The following is a 19,725-nucleotide window of genomic DNA, read 5'->3' as shown; positions in this document are numbered from 1 at the left end:
CCCGATGCCAGGACGTGATCAGGCTGTGACCGGTCGTTCGAGCAACGCCAGTGCCAGCCGCGGCAACTCCGCCCGACGGTCCGCGGCGCCGCTGAGCCAGTGGACCCGCGGGTCCCGGCGGAACCAGGAATCCTGGCGGCGCGCGAAGCGCTTGGTGGCGCGCACCGTCTCCTCGCGCGCCTCCTGTTCCGTGCACTCCCCCGCCAGATGCGCGAGCACCTGCTGATAGCCCAGTGCCCGGGACGCCGTACGGCCCTCGCGCAGCCCCTCGCCCTCCAGGCGCCGCACCTCGTCCATCAGGCCCGCGTCCCACATCCGGTCGACCCGTCGCGCGATCCGCTCGTCCAGCTCCGGGCGCTCCACGTCCACGCCGATCTGCAGGGTGTCGTAGACGGCCTGGTGGCTGGGGAGGTTGGCGGTGAAGGGACGGCCGGTGATCTCGATGACCTCCAGGGCGCGCACGATGCGGCGGCCGTTGCTGGCCAGGATGGCGCGGGCGGCCTCCGGGTCGGCGGCGGCCAGCCGGGCGTGCAGGGCGCCGCTGCCCGCTTCGGCCAGTTCGGCCTCCAGACGGGCGCGCACCTCGGGGTCGGTGCCGGGGAAGTCGAGGGCGTCGATGGCACCGCGTACGTACAGGCCGGAGCCGCCGACGAGCACCGGCGTACGCCCCTCGGCCAGCAGCCGGTCGATCTCGGCACGGGCCAGCCGCTGGTACTCGGCGACGCTGGCCGCCTCCGTCACGTCCCAGATGTCCAGGAGGCGGTGCGGGATGCCCTGCCGCTCCTCGGGCGTGAGTTTGGCGGTGCCGATGTCCATGCCGCGGTAGAGCTGCATGGAATCGGCGTTGATGACCTCGCCGCCCAGGTGGCGGGCGAGCGCAACGCCCAGATCGGACTTTCCGGCCGCGGTGGGGCCGACGACGGCAATGACCCGCGGAGCGGGGACGGCGGTGTTCACCACGCCAGTCTCGCAAACATCACGCCCCCGTCCCGAACGAGCGACGTGACGGGTCACGTATGGCCTCGTTGCCTGTTCGAGGTCCTGAGAGCCGGCGCACAACCGGCGCCCGCGGGCGGCGCAATGGGACGCTCCGGGCTGTGGTGGATTTCACCCGAATGAGTCATGAATAGGCGCTTAGGAGCGGTTATGGGGTTGTTTTCGCGGTTGCGGTGGCGCAAGGAGTCGGGCGAGAGCGGGGTGCCGTCGGACGAGGCCGGGGAGTCGGCGGGGGCGGCAACGGACTCGGTGTCGGAACCGGAGTCGGATCCGGCGGAGGCCGGGGAGGTGCCGGGGGACGCGCTGGAGTCCGGGGACGCCCCGGAGTCGGGAGAGGCCCCGTCGGGCGACGCTGCGGAGGCCGGTGCGCCTGCCGCGAAGACCTCCGGTTCCGGGAGAGCCACCGAGCGCGACGAAACGGCGGTCGGCGCCGGAAGCCCCGGGATCCCGCGGCAGCAGTCCGCCGCGGCGGCGGCCGACAGCGAAGCCGACGACCGGGCCTAGGACCAGGCCGCCACGAAGTAGCCGACCCCGTACGGCGCCTCCTCGTGCAGGAGTTCGCCGTGCAGGTCCGCGCCCTGGGCCGCGCCCGCCAGGACCTGCCAGCAGGCGCGGCCGGATGCCTGGAGGTCGGCGGCGAGTTCCTCGTCGAGGGCGGTGAGCGCGGCGGTGTCGGCGGAGCCCAGGGCACGGGCCGCCGCCGCGTCGAACCCCTCGGCCCGTTCGTCGAAGTACCCCGGCGCCTTCACGGAGCGCCGGGCACTGCCGTCGCCCATCACCAGGAGCGCGATACGGGGCGCGGAGGCGGCGAGCTCACGGCCCACCGGGAGGCAGCGGTCGCGGGTCAGCGGTTCGCCCACGCCCAGCCCTTCCACGGGCGCGTCGTCCCAGTCCGCGCGGGTCAGCAGCCAGGCGCCGACGGCCAGCGAGGGCGGGAGCTCGCGCTCGGGTGCCTCGTCGTCCGCGGCGCCCAGGGACACCTCGAGGTCCACCCCGAAGCCGCGGAACGAGCCGAGGGCGCCCTGCGGATGCGGGCCCCGCCCCGCCTGCTCGGCCGGGCCGAGGACGATCAGCCGGTCGGGCCGGGCGGCGGCCAGCACCCCGACCGCGTCGAGGCAGGCGGCCCGCAGCGTGTCCAACTCGGGTGCGGCACCGGCGGCGACCTCCGGGACGAGCAGCGGCGGACAGGGGCAGATGGCGGCGGCTACGAGCATGGCCGCACCCTAACAAGGCGTCAGGAACACCGGCCCGGCGCAGAACACCGGGTCGGTACGGATCGTCCCCGGTCAGGGCCCGACGGCGGTCAGTCGCAGCCGCAGCCCGCCGTGGGTGCCGGGCTCGGTGCGGGTGCGCCGATGGTCGGCAGGCCCAGCATGACGCCCTGGGGCTTCTCGGCCGGCGCGGCGTTGCGCTTCTCCCAGGCGTCGCCGGCGCGGGTGCGCCGTACGGACCGGACCGGGCCCTCGGCCAGGAGGTGGTGCGGGGCGGCGTAGGTGACGTCGACGGTCACCATGTCGCCGGGCCGGACCGGTTCGTCGGGGCGGGTGAAGTGCACCAGGCGGTTGTCGGGCGCGCGGCCGGACAGCCGGTGCGTGGCGTCGTCCTTACGGCCCTCGCCCTCCGCGACCATGACCTCCAGGGTGCGGCCGACCTGCTTCTTGTTCTCCTCCCAGGAGATCTCCTCCTGGAGGGCGACCAGCCGCTCGTAGCGCTCCTGGACGACGGCCTTGGGGATCTGGCCCTCCATGTCGGCGGCGGGGGTACCGGGGCGCTTGGAGTACTGGAAGGTGAAGGCCTGCGCGAAGCGGGACTCGCGGACGGTGTGCAGGGTCTGCTCGAAGTCCTCCTCGGTCTCGCCCGGGAAGCCGACGATGATGTCCGTCGAGATGGCGGCGTCCGGCATGGCGGCGCGCACCTTCTCGATGATGCCGAGGAAGCGCTCCTGGCGGTACGAGCGGCGCATCGCCTTCAGGACGCGGTCGGAGCCGGACTGCAACGGCATGTGCAGCTGCGGCATGACGTTGGGCGTCTCGGCCATGGCGGCGATGACGTCGTCGGTGAAGTCGCGCGGGTGTGGGGAGGTGAAGCGGACCCGCTCCAGGCCCTCGATCTTTCCGCAGGCGCGCAGCAGCTTGGAGAACGCCTCGCGGTCGCCGATGTCGGAGCCGTAGGCGTTGACGTTCTGGCCGAGCAGGGTGATCTCGCTGACGCCCTCGGCGACCAGCGCCTCGACCTCGGCGAGGATGTCGCCGGGCCGGCGGTCCTTCTCCTTGCCGCGCAGCGCCGGGACGATACAGAAGGTGCAGGTGTTGTTACAGCCGACCGAGATCGACACCCAGGCCGCGTAGGCGCTCTCGCGCCGGGTGGGCAGCGTCGAGGGGAACGCCTCCAGCGACTCGACGATCTCGACCTGCGCCTCCTCCTGGATACGGGCGCGCTCCAGGAGGACCGGCAGCTGACCGATGTTGTGCGTGCCGAAGACCACATCCACCCACGGGGCCTTCTTGACGATGGTGTCGCGGTCCTTCTGCGCCAGGCAGCCGCCCACGGCGATCTGCATACCGGGGCGCTCGGCCTTCTTGGGCGCGAGCTGCCCCAGGTTCCCGTAGAGCCGGTTGTCGGCGTTCTCCCGCACCGCACAGGTGTTGAAGACCACCACGTCCGCCCCGTCGGCATCCTTGGGCGCCCGGACGTAACCGGCGTCCTCCAGGAGACCCGACAACCGCTCGGAGTCATGAACGTTCATCTGGCACCCGTAGGTGCGGATGGCATAGGTCTTGGGAGAACGCACGTCCTGGCTCCGGTCGCTGCTGCTGGTCATCCTTCAAGGTTAAGGGGGCGCCGGGCGCACTCCTCCACGGCAGCCGGGCTGCGGACTGAGCGACGGGACACATCGGCCCACCCGGGGCGCGATTTTGACATGCTCATGGCCTATTTCTCTTCGCCGTCAGAGACGTCCCGGCCCGAACTCACAAGCCCTTGCCCCCCTTCCCGTTTCCGGCCGCCACCAGGGAAAGTCGTGGCACGCGGACCCGCATCCGGTCCGCGCCCCACAGGGAGCGAGACGACCATGAACCAGGACGGGAACACGGGCGACGGCGTGCACGGCGACGGCGACGCGGGCGGCTGGTACGTCGACGACCGCTGCACCAACTGCGATGTCGCGCGGCAGCTGGCGCCGGGGCTGATCGAAGAGGCCGGGGGACGGTCCATGGTGGTGCGGCAGCCACGCGGGGAGGCGGAGGAGCGGCTGGTGTATGCGGCCGCGTTCGCCTGCCCCTCGCGGTCGGTCCGGCACCCGTCCCGGCGGCTGGAGGCCGTACGGGACCCGTATCCGCTGCCGCTCGACGCGGGCGACGACGCCGTGCACCTGTGCGGGCACAACTCTCCGCACACCGCCGGGGCCAACTCCTTTCTGCTGCGGCGGCCCTCGGGGGCCCGGATGATGATCGACACCCCGCGCTGGAGCGAGGCGCTGGCCACACGGTACGAGCGGCTCGGGCCGATCACCGATGTACTGCTCACCCACCGCGACCATGCGGCGCACGGCCGCCGGTACGCCGACCGGTTCGGGGCCCGGCTGTGGATCCACGAGGGCGATCTGGAGGCGGCCCCCGATGCGGACCGGGTACTGCGGGGGACGGAGACCGTGGAGATCGCCGAGGGCGTGCACGCCCACCCGCTACCGGGCCACACCCGGGGAAGCGTGCTCTATGTGGCGGATGAGCGGTACTGCTTCAGCGGGGACAGCTTCTACTGGTCGCGCACGACGGACGACATCGAGGTGGCCGACAGCGTGACGTGGTACTCGATCACGGAGTTGGCCGCGTCGTTGGCGCGTACGGCCGGGCGGCTGCGGTTCGAGTGGCTGCTGGCCGGGCACGGCGACCGTAAGCGGCTGCCCGCCCCGCAGATGGCACAGCGGATGCGGCAACTGACCGCACGCGTACGGGAGTTGCGGCCGCGTCCGGTGGACTTCACCGCGGTGCGCTGGTGAGCAGCCGGCCGAGGACGCGTATCAGTTCCTCGGCCGGGTGGTCGGGCAGGGCCGCGGCGCGCCAGGCGACGAACTGATCGGGGCGCACGAGGAGCGCGCCGTCCTCGGCGAGACCGGCGATGCCCGGCCAGCGGCCTTCCGGGTCGGTCACCTCGGCCCCGGGGGCTATCCGGAACACGTGCAGATCCACCCCGAGCCGGTCCGCCGCCTCCCGTGCCGCCGGGATCCACGGGGCGCCGCCGGAGCCGGTGAGCAGGGTGAAACGGGAGCGGACCAGGTCGAGTGTGGAGATCCTCCCCGGGCTACCGCCGGGAGACAGGCCGTTCCGCTGGAGCCACAGGTGCGGGAGGCGGGAGCCGGGGGTCCCGTCCAGGTTGTGCGCGAGGTCCTCGGGGGAGGGCAGGTCCGGCTGCGGGTCGATCACCGCGGCGGAGTCGTAGCGGTATCCGAGGTGGACCACCGGTGCGTTGAGCGCTCCGGCCGCGGCGCGGGCCGCCGGGGCCAGGGGGCCCTGGTCCCAGTGCAGCCGGGGGTCGGCGAGCCGCAGCAGGGCCTGTTCCAGGACGAGCGCTCCTACGGGGTGGCGTTCGGCCTCGTAGCTGTCGAGCAGGGCGGGGCCGGCCTGGCCGCGCAGGACGGCGGCCAGTTTCCAGGCCAGGTTGTGGGCGTCGGCGATGCCGGTGTTCAGACCGAACGCGCCCACGGGCGGAATGGTGTGCGCCGCGTCGCCGATCAGGAACACCCGCCCGTCGTGGAAGCGGTCGGCGAGCAGGCCGCGGGGGCGCCAGGGCAAGGTGCTGAGCACCTCCGCGTCGAGGCCGGGGGCGCCGATCGCGGCGCGGATCAGCGACCGGCACCGGTCGGGGGTGAAGTCCTCGGGCGCCTGGCCGGCGTCCGGGTCGTACGGCGTGTGGAAGATCCACTCCTTCTCGCCGTCGACCGTCACCAGCATGCCAGGCGCCTCGGGGGCGGTGATGTTGCAGGCGACGAACGACCGCCCGTGGGTGTACGGGCCGAGGTCGGCACGGAAGAGGATGCTGACGTTGTGGCCGCCGAGCGGGCCGGGGCCCGAGGTGCCGATACCGAGCGCGCTGCGCACGCCGCTGCGCGCGCCGTCCGCGGCCACCAGATAGTCCGCCCGGACGGTCTGGCGGACGGTGTGCCCGTCGGGGCCGTCGGGGCCCTCGCGGACGTCGAGGAACGCGGTGACGCCGTCGTCGTCCTGGGCGAAGGAGACCAGACGGGCCCCGTGCAGGACCGTCGCGCCGCGCTCGCAGGCGGCCGGCAGCAGGACGGAGTCGAGGCGGTTCTGCGGGCAGGTGCCGCGCAGCGCCGCCGGGCTCGCCTCCGCGCCCGCCGGGGAGCTGTGCCGCAGCACCGGCGCCTCCTCGGCCGCCGCGGCGGACAGATCGGCCTCGGCCAGCGTCCGGGCGGAAATCTTGCCGAGGCCGCCGGTCGACATATCGACGGCAACGGCGCCGACCGCCTCCTCGATGCCGGTCTCGCGCAGGAATTCCACGGTCCGGGGACCGAGTCCGGTGGCCCGCGGATGACAGGACGGCCCGGCCTGGCTCTCCGCGACCAGGGACGCGATGCCGTGGTGTGCCAGGAACAGTGCGGCCGACAGACCGACCGTGCCGCCTCCGGCGATCAGGACGGGAACGCGGATCTCCTGCATGGCTTCTCCCCCCGAGGGTGCCGCCGGGCCGAGCCCGCGGCGCCGTGATGAATACGGCCGATGAATACGGCCGATGAATACGGCTGATGAATACCGCTATGGATACGGTGTTCGCGTTATGGAAACAGCGTAGCCATTGCGGTACGCTGTTCGCAAGAGCTTTCGAGAGACGTCCGGACAGTGAGAGACGTCAAGAGGCATACGGCGACCGGGACGGGGAGAAGCGATGGCCGAGACGACGGAGGGGCCCGAGGCGCCCCTGGTGTGGCAGAAGGCCCGGCGCACCCCGCGCCGCCAGGCCCCCAGCGTGGAGCGGATCGTGCAGGCGGCCATCGTGATCGCCGACACCGAAGGGGTGGACGCGCTGTCGATGCGCCGGGTGGCCGCCGATCTCGACTCCGGCACCGCCTCGCTCTACCGCTATGTGGACGGCCGGGACGAGCTGCTGGACCTGATGATCAACGATGTCCACGGCGAGGCGGGGCCGCCCCCGCTGACCGGGGACTGGCGGGCCGACCTCACCAACATAGCCGGGGACCTCCGCGCCACCCTGCTGCGTCATCCCTGGCTCGGCTCCGAGCTCACCGGCCGTCCGGCGCTCGGCGCCAACTCCCTGCGCCGGCACGACCTCGCGCTGACCGCCGCCGCCGCCCTCACCCCCGACATCACCCTCGCCACGGGCGTCGTCGACACGGTCATGGCGTATGTCTTCGGGGCGGTCACCCAGGAGCTCGCCGAGCTCCAGGCGCAGCGGCGGTCCGGGCTGACCGAGGAGCAGTGGCGGGCGAGCGTCGGGCCGTACATACGCGAGGTCGTCGAGAGCGGCGCCTACCCGCAGTTCGCCCGCCGGGTGGTCGAGGCCGAGGACCGCGCACCGCAGGAGCAGTTCGCGTTCGGTCTGGCCTGTGTGCTCGACGGGGTCGCGGCGCGGGTGCGCGGGGCCTCCGCCGGGTAGCGGGGCACCGGCCGCTCAGCGCACCGACGCCGCCGGCGGGCGTTCCCGTACGGCGCCATAGGCGAGGAAGTACGCCGGGAGCCGGTTCAGCCGACGTGAGGTGGTGAGCCGTTCGGCGATCCGCTGCGCCCGCCGGGGATTGCCGAACGGCGCCTCCCCGGCCAGTACGGGCGCGATGACCCGCGCATGGGCGAAGCGTTGCAGCGCCTGGGTCAGGGCCGCGGTCGGCCAACGGCGGCGTTGGATGGCGCGGACGTCCCGCAGGCCCACGGTGCCCCCGCGCAGCGGCCCGACGAGATACCGGGCGGCGGCCACCGCGTCCTCGACGGCGAGATTGATGCCGATGCCGAAGACCGGGGACATCGCATGTGCGGCATCGCCGAGGCAGAGCAACCCCGGTCGGTGCCAGCGCCGCAGTCGGTCGAGCCGTACGTCGAGCAGCTTGACCTCGTCCCAGGAGCGCAGCGCCCGCACCCTGTCCCCGAGCCAGGGGGCGGCGGCCGCATAGCTGCGCAGGAACGGTTCGAGACCGGCGGCGCGGCGCTCGGCGTCGCTTCCCTTGGGGATCAGGGCGGCGCACTGCCAGTAGTCGCCGCGGTCGATCAGGGCGGCGAGCAGCCGTTCGCCGACGCCGCCCACGAGCCCGCGCGGATCGCCGTCGCGCCGCGGCAGCCGGAACCACCATGCGTCCATCGGGCAGGCGAAGCTGCGCAGGGCGAGTTCGGGAAGCGACCGGGCGAGCGAGGCGCGGCCGTCGCAGGCGACGGTCAGCGTGGCCCGCAGTTCCCCGGTGCGGCCGTCCGCGGTGCGGTAGCGCACGCCGGTGATGCGGCCGCGCTCCCTCAGGAAGCCGGTCGCCTCGGTGTTCATCCGGACGGAGAAGGACGGCTCGCGCCGGGCCTCGTCCGCCAGGAGGTCGAGCAGATCCCACTGCGGCACCATCGCGATGTAGTTGAACCTGCCGTGCAGCGCGCCGATGTCCCCGACGGTGACCAGGGTGCCGTCGCTGCCGAGCGGCAGCTGCACGGTCGTCACCCGCCGCTGCGGCAGCCGGGCGAACCGCTGCCCCAGTCCCAGCTCGTCCAGCAGCGCCAGGGTGGAGGGGTGCACGGTGTCGCCGCGGAAGTCGCGGAGGAAGTCCCCGTGCTTCTCCAGGACGGTGACGTCCACACCGGCACGGGCCAGCAGCAGGCCGAGGACCATGCCGGCGGGCCCGCCGCCGACCACACAGCAGGTGGTCCGCTCCATCGCAACGGCTCCCTTCACGGTGGCGGAGGCTCCCCACGATGGGAGGCGCCCCACAGGGGAGACGTTCCGCGCGGACGGGCGGAGGAAACGGGGCGGGGCGCGGTGCCGCACGGGCGCCGCAGCCGTCAGGCGGCGGTGAACCGCCCGCTCGCCTCGCCCTGGAGGCGGCCCGCCGGCAGCGTGCGCCCGAAGGCGACGAGCAGCAGGTCCTGCGCGGCGCCGTACAGGGGCGTACCGCTGCCGAAGGACCAGTCGAGGTCGTCGGCGTGCAGGGCGACGCCCGAGAGCGCGGCGCCGAAGAACTTCGCGGAGCGCGGGCTGACCGTGTCCAGGACGATGCGCAGCCGGTCCTCGGGGACGCGGCGGCGAAGGTCCAGGGGAAGCGCGATGTCCAGGCCGTGGACGACGTCGTGCCCCAGGGCCAGAGCGGGCGTGCCGAACGGCGGCTTCCAGGGGTGGTCCGCGTTGTCCCGGAGGAAGGCGGCCAGTTGCCGTGGCGAGGCGGTGGCCGCGTCGTGGCGGGCGAGGCGGTCGGTCATGCGGTGGAGGTTGCCGCGGGCCTTGAGGAGTTCGCGCGCCTGCCGACCGAAGGGGTACCGGAACCCCATCGACATATGGGCGGCGACCTCCCGCACCCGCCACCCCGCGCACAGGCTCGGCGCGTCCCAGGCCGCGGACGGCAGGGCGTCCAACAGGTCCGCCAGATCCCGGCGTTCGGCGGCGATGGCGGCCTTGACGGCCGCGGTGGTGTCTTTGCCACTGTCCATGGATGGTCTCCTCCCCCTGGCCGTTGACCAGGCACGTAGGTCGGGGCCGCCCCTTCAGCCTGTCGGCCCGGCAGGTATAAGTCCAAGAGACTGATCTTCTTGCGGTCAGAAGCATTAGTGATGACGTGGCCATCGAGACCGGTGGTGAGGGAGCGCTCATGGAACTTCGGCAGCTGGCGTACTTCGTCGCCGTGGTGGAGGAGGCGAACTTCACCCGCGCCGCGGCCCGACTGCATCTGGCGCAGCCGGGGGTGAGCGCGCAGATCCGGCAGCTGGAGCGGGAGCTGGGGCAGCCGCTGCTGGACCGGTCCGGCGGGCGGGTGACGCCGACGGAGGTGGGCGAGGCCGTCCTGCCCTATGCGCGGGCGGCGCTCGCGGCGGTCGAGGGGGTGCGCGAGACGGTGGCGGAGTTCACCGGGCTGCTGCGGGGGCGGGTCGCCCTCGGGGTGGTCTCCGGGGCCGCCGCCGGCCGCTTCGATCTGGCGTCCCTGCTGGCGGACTTCCACGACGCCCATCCCGCGGTCGAGATGGCCCTCACCGAGGACACCACCGAGCGGATGCTGGCGGCGCTGCGCGGCGGCGAGCTGGACATCGCGGTGATCGGCCTGGCGGACGAGCCGCCGCCGGGCATCTCGGCCCAGCTCGTGCTGGATGTGCCGCTGGTCGCCGCGGTCGCGCCGGACGACCCGCTGGTGGCGCCCCCGGGCCGTACGGAGCTGCCGCCCACCGCGCTCCGCGGCCGCCCGCTGATCAGCCTGCCATCCGGTACGGGGCTGCGCGCGGTGCTCGAACGGCTCTGTGCGGCGGCCGGATTCCGGCCCCGTATCGCCTTCGAGGCGGCCTCACCGCATCTGCTGGCGCAGCTCGCCGCGCGGGGTCTGGGGGTGGCCGTCGTACCGGATCTGCCGGCCGAAGCGGCGCGGGAGTACGGGCTGCGTACCCTGCCGCTCGCCGGGGAGCCGCGGCCACGTGGCCGGATCGCGCTGGTCTGGCGGTCGGGCGGGCCGTCCGGGCCCGCGGCCAGGGCCCTGCTGGAACGGCTGCGGGCGGCCCTCCGGTAGCACGGTGGAGTACCTCCCCTCCCCCTGGCGGCCCGGTAATGGCAGGATCCCGCCCATGGTCTCCGCATTGCCCCGAATATCCGGCCGCCGGACGCTCCAGGTGGCGTGCGCGGCGCTGGTCGCGCTCGCCCTGGTGGCGTGGTGGCTGCTGTCGATGGGCGGCGAGCGCGCACCGGGCGGGCGGGTGACGCTGGCGACCGGGGTGCCGACGGGGGTGTACGCGCGCTACGGGGAGCTGCTGAAGCAGGAGCTGGCGCGCGATATGCCGGATGTGGATCTGCGGCTGACGCGCAGCGAGGGCTCGATCGACAATCTGCGCCAACTGGTCAGCGGGCACGCGGAGTTCACCATCGCGACGGCGGACGCGGTCTCCACCTACCAAGCCCGGCACGAGCCGGGCGCGGACCGGCTGCGGGCCTGTGCGCGGCTGTACGACGACTACATGCAGCTGGTGGTGCCCAAGGGCTCGGCGGTCCACTCGGCGAAGCAGCTGCGGCGGCTGCGGGTGGGGGTCGGCTCGGACGGCTCCGGCGTCCAGCTGATCACCCGGCGGCTGCTGACGGCGGCCGGGCTGGACTTCGACAAGGACATCCAGCCGGTACGGGTCGGCATCGACCGCATGCCGACCCTGCTCCGGCAGGGCAAGCTGGACGCGTTCTTCTGGTCGGGCGGCCTGCCGACCACCGCGGTCCAGCGCCTTGCGCGGCAGTACCCGATCCGGCTGGTCCAGCTCGGCGATCTCAGCGACGCCCTGCATGCGCAGGGCGAGCCCACGCGCTACTACCGGGCGGCGGCGATGCCCGCCGATGCCTATCCGAAGGTGCAGAACGGACAGGCGGTGAAGACCATCGCGGTGGCGAACCTGCTGGTGACGACGGACCGCGAGGACGCCGCGCTGACCTTCGGCATGACCCGCACCGTCATCGACAGCCGCGACTGGATCGGCCGCGAGGTGCATGCCGCACAGCATGTGGACCTGCGCACGGCGGTGTTCACCGATCCGCTGCCGCTGCACCGGGGGGCCCGGCGGTACTACCTGTCGGTCAAGCCGTAGAGCGCCCGGGGCGCCCTACGCCCCCTTGGAGCTCTGGGCCGGACGTCGCGACGGGCGACCGCGACGGGGGCGTCGGCGCCGGGCGGTGCCGGGGGCGGCGGGCGCCGGGGACGGGGCGGGCGGGGTGAGCTGGACGGGGGTGCCGGTGGGGGTGCGGGCGCCGGTGATCCGTATCAGGTCGGCGTGGCCGGGGCGGACCGTGGCGGTGGCCGGGGTGATCTTGGCCTGGCGCATCAGGCGGGTCATATCGCGCCGCTGGGCCGGGGTGACCAGGGTGACGACGGTGCCGGACTCGCCGGCCCGGGCGGTGCGGCCGCCGCGGTGCAGATAGTCCTTGGCCTCCGTGGGCGGATCGACGTTGACGACGAGGTCGAGGCCGTCGATGTGGATCCCGCGGGCGGCGACATTGGTGGCGATCAGCACGGAGGCCACGCCGGTGCGGAACTGCTCCAGGGTGCGGGTGCGCTGCGGCTGGGACTTGCCGCCGTGCAGCGCCGCGGCCCGTACGCCCTGGGCGAGCAGATGCTTGGTGAGCCGGTCGGCGCCGCGCTTGGTGTCCACGAACATGATCACCCGGCCCTCGCGGGCGGCGATCTCGGCGGCGGTGGCTCGCTTGACGTCGTCGTCCACGTACAGGACGTGGTGCTCCATGGTGGTGACGGTCGCGGCCGAGGGGTCCACGGAGCGGGTGACCGGGTCGGTCAGGAAGCGGCGGACGAGTTTGTCGACATTGCGGTCGAGGGTGGCGGAGAACAGCATCCGCTGGCCGTCCGGGGCCACCTTCTGCATCAGCCGGGTGACCTGCGGCAGAAAGCCCATGTCGGTCATCTGGTCGGCCTCGTCGAGGACGGTGATCGCCACGTCGTCGAGCGCGCAGGCCCCCCGGTCCAGCAGATCGGCGAGCCGCCCGGGCGTGGCGACCAGGACCTCGGCGCCGCGGCGCAGCGTGTCGGCCTGGCGGTTGAGGGAGGTGCCGCCGACGACGGTGGCGGTGCGCAGGCCCAGCGCCGTGGCGTACGGCGCGAGCGCGTCGGTGACCTGGCCGGCGAGTTCGCGGGTGGGGACGAGGACCAGCGCGAGGGGCCGCTTGCTCTGCGCGCGCCGGCCCGCCGTACGGCTGAGCAGGGCGAGCCCGAAGGCGAGGGTCTTGCCCGAGCCGGTGCGGCCGCGCCCGAGGACGTCGCGGCCGGCGAGGGTCGCGGGCAGGGTGGCGGCCTGGATGGGGAACGGCGTGCTCAGACCCTGGTCCCGCAGCGCGGTCAGGAGGGCCGGTGCCAGCGGCAGCTCGTCGAAGGAGCCGGCGGGCGGGTCGGAAGGCGCCGGGGCGGACGTCTTCGGGGCGGCGCTCGGTCGCGGTGCGGACACTCGGGTCACGAAAAGCCCTTCAGGGAAGCGGATGGGGGCGTAGGGGAAGGGGTGGTCCCCTACGGAGACGGAACGGGGCCCGCACCGGGGTGTCCGGTGCGGGCCCCGTCCGCGAGACGCGCAGGCGTCAGGCGGCGACGATGTTCTCCGCCTGCGGGCCCTTGGGGCCCTGGGTCACGTCGAAGGTGACCTTCTGGCCCTCGAGGAGCTCACGGAAGCCCTGGGACTGGATGTTCGAGTAGTGGGCGAAGACGTCGGGGCCGCCGCCGTCCTGCTCGATGAAGCCGAAGCCCTTTTCCGAGTTGAACCACTTCACGGTGCCGGAAGCCATGTGTTTCTCCTTCATGGGGCAACTGGGAGCCGCACCGTGCGGCCCCCGTGTTGGTCGAGATTCGTTCCGAGATGATCGCCCCACACCGGAACACGTCCGGGAAACAAGGAACGCCCGGGGCTTCCAGCCACCGGGCGCGCACAACGTTCATGGGTACCACAACTGCAACGATGCCTACCGTAGCACAGCCGTCCCGCCGCAGGTCACGGGCCGGATCGCGGCCTGGAGCACCGCTGGATCACGAACCGGTGCGCGGCACCGTGACGGTGACCTTCAGGCCGTGCGGCGGATGCGGGCCGTAGGCGATGTCCGCGCCGCCCGCGGCGAGCAGGGCGCGGGTGATCGACAGGCCCAGGCCCGAGCCGGAGACGTTCTGGTGGCGGCTGCTGCGCCAGAACCGGTCGCCGATCCGGGCGAGTTCGTCGTCGGTCAGGCCCGGTCCGCGGTCGGTGACGGTGATGGTGACCCGCTCGCCGTCGGGTGCGACGGCGACGGTGACCGGCTCGTCGGGCGGGGTGAACTTCAGGGCGTTGTCGACGACGGCGTCCAGGGCGCTGGAGAGCGCCACGGGGTCGGCCCAGCCGGTGACCGCGCTGTGGCCCTCGTACGTCAGCCGTACGCCCTTGTCGTCGGCGAGCGGGCGCCAGGAGTCGACGCGTTCGGCGGCGAGCGCGGCGATGTCGGTGAGCTGGAGGTCGGCGGCGGTGTGTTCGGCCAGGGCCAGGCCCAGGAGGTCGTCCAGGACCCGGGCGAGGCGGGTGCCCTCGGTGCGGACCGAGGCGATCTCCTCGTTGCCGTCGGGGAGTTCGAGGGCCAGCAGCTCGATGCGCAGCAGCAGGGCGGACAGGGGGTTGCGCAGCTGGTGGGAGGCGTCGGCGACAAAGGCGCGCTGTTGCTCCAGGACGTCCTCGACGTGGTCGGCCATCTCGTTGAACGAGCGGGCCAGCCGCCGCAGTTCGGGCGGTCCGGCGGTGGCGGCGACGCGGGCCTTCATCCGGCCGGTGGCGATGTCGTGGCTGGCGGCGTCCAGCACCCGTACGGGCCGCAGCACCCAGCCGGTCAGCCGGAAGGCCGCGGCGAGGGCGACGAGCATGGCCACGCACTCCCCGGCCGCGATCACCAGCCAGCCGCGCAGAATGCGCGAGCGCAACTGGTCGGTGGGCGAGTCGGTGACGACCACCGCTACCACATCACCGTCGCGGATGACGGGCGAGGCGACCGGAATCCGGCCATTTTCGTCCCAGGGCCAGATCTGGTGCGGGTCGTGGCTGCGGCGGCCGGCGAGGGCCTCGCTGAACGCCTGCGCCGCCTCGCCGTCGCGGGCGACGGTCAGGCCGCGGGGGGCCGCGCACATCGGCTTGCGGTCGCGGTAGAAGACGCCGGCGCGGATGCCGTAGAGGTCGTAGTAGCGGGCGAGTTCGGCGCCCAGGGTGGCGCGCCGTTCGCCCTCGTCGGGGCTCTTGGTGGCGTTGCCCGCGGCGGGGCGGGCGGTGACGAACTGGGCGAGGGCGGCGAACCGCGCGGCGTCGTCGATCCGGTCGACGACCACCTTCTGCTGCTCCACCCCCGCGGTGATCATGGCGAGCGGGAAGCCGAGCGCGAGCAGTACCGCGGTCATCAGGACGATGAGCAGGGGAAGGAGTCGGGTGCGCACGGGGTCGGGGCGGCCTTCAGGAGGCCGGGGAGGCGGGGGCGACGAGGCGGTAGCCCACGCCCCGTACGGTCTCGATCAGTGCGGGCATCCGCAGTTTGGCGCGCAGCGAGGCGATGTGCACCTCCAGGGTGCGGCCGGTGCCCTCCCAGCTGGTGCGCCACACCTCGCTGATGATCTGCTCCCGGCGGAAGACCACCCCGGGGCGCTGGGCGAGCAGCGCCAGCAGGTCGAACTCCTTGCGGGTGAGCGGCACGGCGGTGCCGTCCACCGACACCTGGCGGGTGGGGAGTTCGAGGGTGACGGCGCCCAGGCGCAGGGAGCCCTCGGCGGCCGGCTGCTCGGCGCCGGACCTGCGCCGGCTGACGGCGTGGATACGGGCGAGCAGTTCGCCGGTGTCGTAGGGCTTGACGACGTAGTCGTCGGCGCCGAGGTTGAGGCCGTGGATGCGCGAGCGGACGTCGGAGCGTGCGGTGACCATGATCACCGGGGTGCTGCTGACCTTCCGTATCCGGCCGCAGACCTCGAAGCCGTCCTGGTCGGGCAGGCCGAGGTCGAGGAGCACCACGGCGAACTCGTCCGCACCGGGGTCGGGCAGCAGGGCCTGGAGCGCCTCCTCGCCGCTGCGGGCGTGCCGTACCTCCAGGCCGTGCCGGGCCAGCACCGCGGACAGGGCCGCGGCGACATGGTCGTCGTCCTCGACGAGCAGCAGTTTCATCGGCCTCCTCCTTCGGTGCGTACGGGTGGATACGGACAGGCCACAGGGCATCTACGGGGATGGCGGGCGTGCCCGTCAAGAGGCGGTCGCCCGTAGTCCGTCATCCGTTACCCACCCGGTACGACCGGAGGCCCGTCCTCCGCCCGCTCCCCTTCACACGCAGTGTCCGAATGCGGCCGGATCGTTATGCTCAATTCTCCCTCAGATGTAATGACGCTGTTCACGGGGCCTCATTACTGTCCTCCCAACCGAGGAGGACGGAGCTGTACGCCGATGAGCGAAGTATCGGTGACCAAGAACGACAAGGGGCCCGCGCCGACGGGTGACCCGCTGGTCGTACTGGACAACGTCAACAAGCACTTCGGCGCGCTGCACGTGCTCCAGGACATCGACCTGACCATTCACCGCGGCGAGGTCGTCGTGGTGATCGGGCCGTCCGGATCCGGCAAATCGACGCTGTGCCGCACCATCAACCGCCTGGAGACCGTCGACAGCGGCGGCATCACCATCGACGGCAAGCCGTTGCCGCAGGAGGGACGGGAGCTGGCCCGGCTGCGCGCCGACGTGGGCATGGTCTTCCAGTCGTTCAACCTCTTCGCGCACAAGACGGTCCTCGAGAATGTGATGCTCGGTCAGCTCAAGGTCCGCAGGAAGGACCGGGCGAGCGCCGCGAAGCGGGCCCGCGAGCTCCTCGACCGGGTCGGTGTCGGCACCCAGGCGGACAAGTATCCCGCCCAGCTGTCCGGCGGCCAGCAGCAGCGGGTGGCGATCGCCCGGGCGCTGGCGATGGACCCGAAGGTGATGCTGTTCGACGAGCCGACCTCCGCGCTGGACCCGGAGATGATCAACGAGGTGCTGGAGGTCATGCAGCAGCTCGCCCGGGACGGTATGACGATGGTCGTCGTCACGCACGAGATGGGCTTCGCCCGCTCCGCGGCGAACCGTGTGGTCTTCATGGCGGACGGCCGCATCGTCGAAGAGGCCGAGCCGAACCAGTTCTTCACCAACCCGCGCAGTGACCGGGCGAAGGACTTCCTGTCGAAGATCCTCCATCACTGAGGCCCTGGGTGAGCCACCATGATTTGCCAACACATGCAGAACCGAAGGATGTTGACGATGAAGATGCGTAGAACGGCTGCGGCCGGTGCGGTGGTGCTCGCGCTGGGGGTCACGGCGACGGCGTGCGGTGGCGAGTCGGGCTCGGCGGGCGACAAGCCGGCCGGCGGCGGTTACAGCCACGACTACACGGCCGCCAAGAACGTGAAGATCGATTCCGCGACGCTCAAGCGGGCGCAGAAGCGCGGCAAGATCATTATCGGTGTCAAGGCCGACCAGCCCTTCCTCGGCTACCAGGACCCCTCGACGAAGAAGTACTCCGGTTTCGACATCGAGATCGCCAAGATGGTCGCGGCGGACCTGGGCTTCTCCACGGACCAGATCGAGTTCCGCACGATCAACTCCAATGCCCGTGAGACCACGATCTCCCACCACCTGGTCGACTACTACGTCGGCACCTACACGATCAACAACGAGCGCAAGAAGCAGGTCGGCTTCGCGGGCCCGTACTACACCGCGGGCGCGGACCTCCTGGTGCGCAAGGACGACAAGTCCATCACGGGGCCGAACTCGCTCCGGGGGAAGAACGTCTGCTCGATCACCGGCTCGACTCCGCTCCAGGAGATCAAGAAGCCGCAGTACGGCGCCCACACGCAGGAGTCCGACAAGTACTCCGACTGCGTCCAGAAGGTGCTCGACAACCAGGCCGACGCGCTGACCACCGACGACGCGATCCTCAAGGGCTACGCCGCCCAGCGTCCCGACAAGCTGCGTGTGGTGGACCACCCGTTCACCAAGGAGCCCTACGGCATCGGCATGGACAAGAACGACAAGGCGCTGCGGGACGCGATCACCACGGCGCTGGAGCACCACATCAAGAACGGCGACTACCAGACCGCGTACACCAACACGCTCGGCAAGTCGGGCTCGAAGTACGTCGCCCCGCAGACGCCGCTGCCGCGGTACTGAGGCGCTCGCGCGCTCCGCTGACGGTGCGCCCCGTACGCCCGCCGCGGCGGGTGTGCGGGGCGCGCCGTCTTCCGGCCGCCCCGCGCCCGGACCGCCCCTGACCGCCGACGACCCGACCGCTCCGCGGAGACCCCATGAACGTACTCCTCGATTATCTGCCCCAGTTCCGTGACGGGTTCCTCGGGACCCTGGCGATCACCGGTGCCAGCGCCGTGATCGCCCTGGTGCTCGGCGTTGTCATAGCCGGTTTCCGGGTCTCCCCGATCCCGCCGCTGCGCGCGTTCGGGGCGGCCTGGGTCGCGCTGCTGCGCAACACCCCGCTGACGCTGCTGTTCCTGGTGGCGACCTTCGTCGTCCCGGAGCTGCTGTTCCAGGGGGCCAGCCCGTTCGTGCTGGCCATGCTGGCGCTGGGCTGCTACACCTCGTCGTTCGTGTGCGAGGCGGTACGGTCCGGCATCTCCACGGTGCCGGTCGGCCAGGCGGAGGCCGCGCGCAGCCTGGGCCTGACGTTCGGCCAGACCCTGCGGATGGTCGTCCTCCCGCAGGCCACGCGCACCGTGCTCCAGCCGCTGAGCAGCATCTTCATCGCGCTGACGAAGAACTCCGCGATCGCCGGCGCCTTCAGCGTCACCGAGCTGTTCGGCGTCGCCAAACTGCTCAGCGACCAGGGCTATGCGATCGCCCTGATCTTCCTGTGGGTCGCCCTCGCCTACCTCGTCATCACCTTCTCCATCAGCGGGGTCTTCCGGCTGCTGGAGCGGCGGATGGGGGTCGTGCGATGAAGGGACAGGGCGGCGAGACGGGCAGCACGGCAGCGCTGGGCACCGGCGAGGCGGAACGAAGCGAGGGATGGGCATGACTGGGGCCAGCGTTCTCTACGACGTACCCGGACCGAAGACCAGGGCACGCAACCGGCTGTACTCCGTCATCGGGGGCATCGCGGTCCTGGCGGTGCTCGCGTTCATCGGGCTGCGGCTGTTCCAGACGGGCCAGTTCGAGCCCGCGAAGTGGAACATCTTCAACTACGCGGGGGTGCGCACCAGTATCCGCGACGGCGTTCTGACCACCCTGAAGGTGTTCGCGGTGGCGGCGGTGCTCTCCCTGGCGCTGGGCGTCCTGCTCGCGGTGGCGCGGCTGTCGGACCACAAGCCCGTCCGCTGGCTGGCGACCGGGTTCGTCGAACTCTTCCGCGCGGTACCGCTGCTGATCACCGTCTACGCGGTGTGGGTGCTGATCCTGAGCAACAAGGACGCGCTCGGCCTGTCCGGCGACGCGCCGCAGTTCTGGGCCCTGGTGCTCGGGCTGACGCTCTACAACGGTTCGGTGCAGGCCGAGGTGCTGCGGGCCGGTATCAACGCCGTGCCGAAGGGGCAGCGCGAGGCCGCCTACGCGCTGGGGCTGCGCAAGACGCAGGTCATGACGACCGTGCTGATCCCGCAGGCGGTCCGGGCGATGCTGCCGACGGTCATCAGCCAGCTGGTGGTCACGCTCAAGGACACCTCCCTCGGCTACATCATCACCTACGAGGAACTGCTCTACTCGGGCCGCCTGATGGCCGGCAACATCATCGCGGGCGGGGACAGCGTCTACGTCCCGGTCATCATCGTCATCGGCTCGATCTACGTCGCGATGTGCCTGGCCCTGTCCGCGCTCGCCAACTGGATCGAGCGGCGCGGCCGCCGGGCCAGGACCGGCATCGGCGTGGTCGAGACCGGTGACGTCGCCAATGCGGGCGCACTGACGGCGGTGGCAGCCGCCGAGTCAGGCGCCGACACGGCGGCCGACACCGTGAACTGACGCTACGTCAGCTATCGCCTGCGGCGGCGGCCCACCGGGACGGGTCGCCGCCGCCCTCACTTGACGCGGGCCCTCGCAGTGG

General features: G+C 72.3%; 19 protein-coding genes. 9 read left to right on the top strand and 10 right to left on the bottom strand.

Annotated features, from left to right (window positions below):
- Positions 1-18: 18 nt before the first annotated feature.
- On the bottom strand, positions 19-957 hold the full coding sequence (gene miaA / locus B1H19_RS29595; protein WP_083109948.1) for a tRNA (adenosine(37)-N6)-dimethylallyltransferase MiaA: 939 nt from the start codon (positions 955-957) through the stop codon (positions 19-21).
- Positions 958-1,146: 189 nt separating this feature from the next.
- On the opposite strand from miaA, the gene B1H19_RS29590 reads away from it, so the two are divergent.
- Complete coding sequence (locus tag B1H19_RS29590) at positions 1,147-1,500, top strand: hypothetical protein (protein WP_083107777.1); 354 nt, start codon at positions 1,147-1,149, stop codon at positions 1,498-1,500.
- Here the strand turns inward: B1H19_RS29590 and B1H19_RS29585 are convergent.
- On the bottom strand, positions 1,497-2,210 hold the full coding sequence (locus B1H19_RS29585) for a class III extradiol dioxygenase subunit B-like domain-containing protein (RefSeq protein ID WP_083107776.1): 714 nt from the start codon (positions 2,208-2,210) through the stop codon (positions 1,497-1,499). The two genes, B1H19_RS29590 and B1H19_RS29585, sit on opposite strands and share 4 nt — an antisense overlap.
- Positions 2,211-2,299: 89 nt before the next feature.
- Positions 2,300-3,817: a tRNA (N6-isopentenyl adenosine(37)-C2)-methylthiotransferase MiaB gene (gene miaB, locus B1H19_RS29580; protein WP_083107775.1), complete on the bottom strand. Its 1,518-nt coding sequence runs from the start codon at positions 3,815-3,817 to the stop codon at positions 2,300-2,302.
- Positions 3,818-4,066: 249 nt separating this feature from the next.
- Here miaB and B1H19_RS29575 point away from each other — a divergent pair, with 249 nt between their 5' ends.
- A complete protein-coding gene (locus tag B1H19_RS29575; protein WP_083107774.1) occupies positions 4,067-4,993 on the top strand; it encodes a 4Fe-4S domain-containing protein in 927 nt (308 codons plus the stop codon).
- Here B1H19_RS29575 and B1H19_RS29570 read toward each other — a convergent pair.
- Positions 4,974-6,671 carry an FAD-dependent monooxygenase gene (locus B1H19_RS29570; RefSeq protein WP_083107773.1) on the bottom strand — a complete coding sequence of 566 codons (1,698 nt, stop codon included), beginning with the start codon at positions 6,669-6,671 and terminating at the stop codon, positions 4,974-4,976. The two genes, B1H19_RS29575 and B1H19_RS29570, sit on opposite strands and share 20 nt — an antisense overlap.
- A 226-nt stretch (positions 6,672-6,897) precedes the next feature.
- On the opposite strand from B1H19_RS29570, the gene B1H19_RS29565 reads away from it, so the two are divergent.
- Positions 6,898-7,626: a TetR/AcrR family transcriptional regulator C-terminal domain-containing protein gene (locus B1H19_RS29565; RefSeq protein ID WP_083107772.1), complete on the top strand. Its 729-nt coding sequence runs from the start codon at positions 6,898-6,900 to the stop codon at positions 7,624-7,626.
- 15 nt (positions 7,627-7,641) lie between these two features.
- Here B1H19_RS29565 and B1H19_RS29560 read toward each other — a convergent pair whose 3' ends face one another.
- A complete protein-coding gene (locus B1H19_RS29560; RefSeq protein WP_083107771.1) occupies positions 7,642-8,874 on the bottom strand; it encodes an FAD-dependent oxidoreductase in 1,233 nt (410 codons plus the stop codon).
- Between the two features lie 125 nt (positions 8,875-8,999).
- Entirely contained in the window at positions 9,000-9,641 is a 642-nt protein-coding gene (locus tag B1H19_RS29555; protein ID WP_083107770.1) for a maleylpyruvate isomerase family mycothiol-dependent enzyme, read from the bottom strand.
- 158 nt (positions 9,642-9,799) lie between these two features.
- Here B1H19_RS29555 and B1H19_RS29550 point away from each other — a divergent pair, with 158 nt between their 5' ends.
- Positions 9,800-10,702 (top strand): LysR family transcriptional regulator, encoded by a 903-nt coding sequence (locus B1H19_RS29550; protein ID WP_083107769.1) that lies wholly within the window; start codon positions 9,800-9,802, stop codon positions 10,700-10,702.
- A gap of 55 nt (positions 10,703-10,757) precedes the next feature.
- Positions 10,758-11,756, top strand: a complete 999-nt coding sequence (locus tag B1H19_RS29545) for a TAXI family TRAP transporter solute-binding subunit (RefSeq protein WP_083107768.1) — start codon at positions 10,758-10,760, stop codon at positions 11,754-11,756.
- 15 nt (positions 11,757-11,771) lie between these two features.
- Here B1H19_RS29545 and B1H19_RS29540 read toward each other — a convergent pair whose 3' ends face one another.
- From B1H19_RS29540 to B1H19_RS29525, 4 genes are all read right to left on the bottom strand, one after another.
- Positions 11,772-13,154 (bottom strand): DEAD/DEAH box helicase, encoded by a 1,383-nt coding sequence (locus B1H19_RS29540; protein ID WP_083107767.1) that lies wholly within the window; start codon positions 13,152-13,154, stop codon positions 11,772-11,774.
- A 94-nt stretch (positions 13,155-13,248) separates the two neighbouring features.
- Positions 13,249-13,452 (bottom strand): cold-shock protein, encoded by a 204-nt coding sequence (locus tag B1H19_RS29535; RefSeq protein ID WP_083107766.1) that lies wholly within the window; start codon positions 13,450-13,452, stop codon positions 13,249-13,251.
- A gap of 238 nt (positions 13,453-13,690) precedes the next feature.
- Positions 13,691-15,106, bottom strand: a complete 1,416-nt coding sequence (locus B1H19_RS29530; protein ID WP_083107765.1) for a sensor histidine kinase — start codon at positions 15,104-15,106, stop codon at positions 13,691-13,693.
- A 16-nt stretch (positions 15,107-15,122) separates the two neighbouring features.
- Complete coding sequence (locus tag B1H19_RS29525) at positions 15,123-15,821, bottom strand: response regulator transcription factor (RefSeq protein WP_083107764.1); 699 nt, start codon at positions 15,819-15,821, stop codon at positions 15,123-15,125.
- 273 nt (positions 15,822-16,094) lie between these two features.
- Between B1H19_RS29525 and B1H19_RS29520 the strand changes: the two genes are divergently transcribed.
- The 4 genes from B1H19_RS29520 (at position 16,095) to B1H19_RS29505 (ending at position 19,643) form a co-directional block, all read left to right on the top strand.
- Positions 16,095-16,880, top strand: a complete 786-nt coding sequence (locus B1H19_RS29520; RefSeq protein ID WP_083107763.1) for an amino acid ABC transporter ATP-binding protein — start codon at positions 16,095-16,097, stop codon at positions 16,878-16,880.
- 57 nt (positions 16,881-16,937) lie between these two features.
- Positions 16,938-17,846 (top strand): glutamate ABC transporter substrate-binding protein, encoded by a 909-nt coding sequence (locus B1H19_RS29515; protein WP_083107762.1) that lies wholly within the window; start codon positions 16,938-16,940, stop codon positions 17,844-17,846.
- A gap of 134 nt (positions 17,847-17,980) precedes the next feature.
- The gene (locus B1H19_RS29510; RefSeq protein WP_083107761.1) at positions 17,981-18,628 is read left to right on the top strand and encodes an amino acid ABC transporter permease; all 648 of its coding nucleotides are present in this window, start codon (positions 17,981-17,983) and stop codon (positions 18,626-18,628) included.
- 73 nt (positions 18,629-18,701) lie between these two features.
- Positions 18,702-19,643 (top strand): amino acid ABC transporter permease, encoded by a 942-nt coding sequence (locus B1H19_RS29505; RefSeq protein ID WP_083109947.1) that lies wholly within the window; start codon positions 18,702-18,704, stop codon positions 19,641-19,643.
- Positions 19,644-19,725 lie beyond the last annotated feature (82 nt).

The sequence above is a fragment of the Streptomyces gilvosporeus genome (assembly GCF_002082195.1).
Classification (GTDB): domain Bacteria; phylum Actinomycetota; class Actinomycetes; order Streptomycetales; family Streptomycetaceae; genus Streptomyces; species Streptomyces gilvosporeus.
This window is presented reverse-complemented; position numbering and strand designations above follow the sequence as displayed.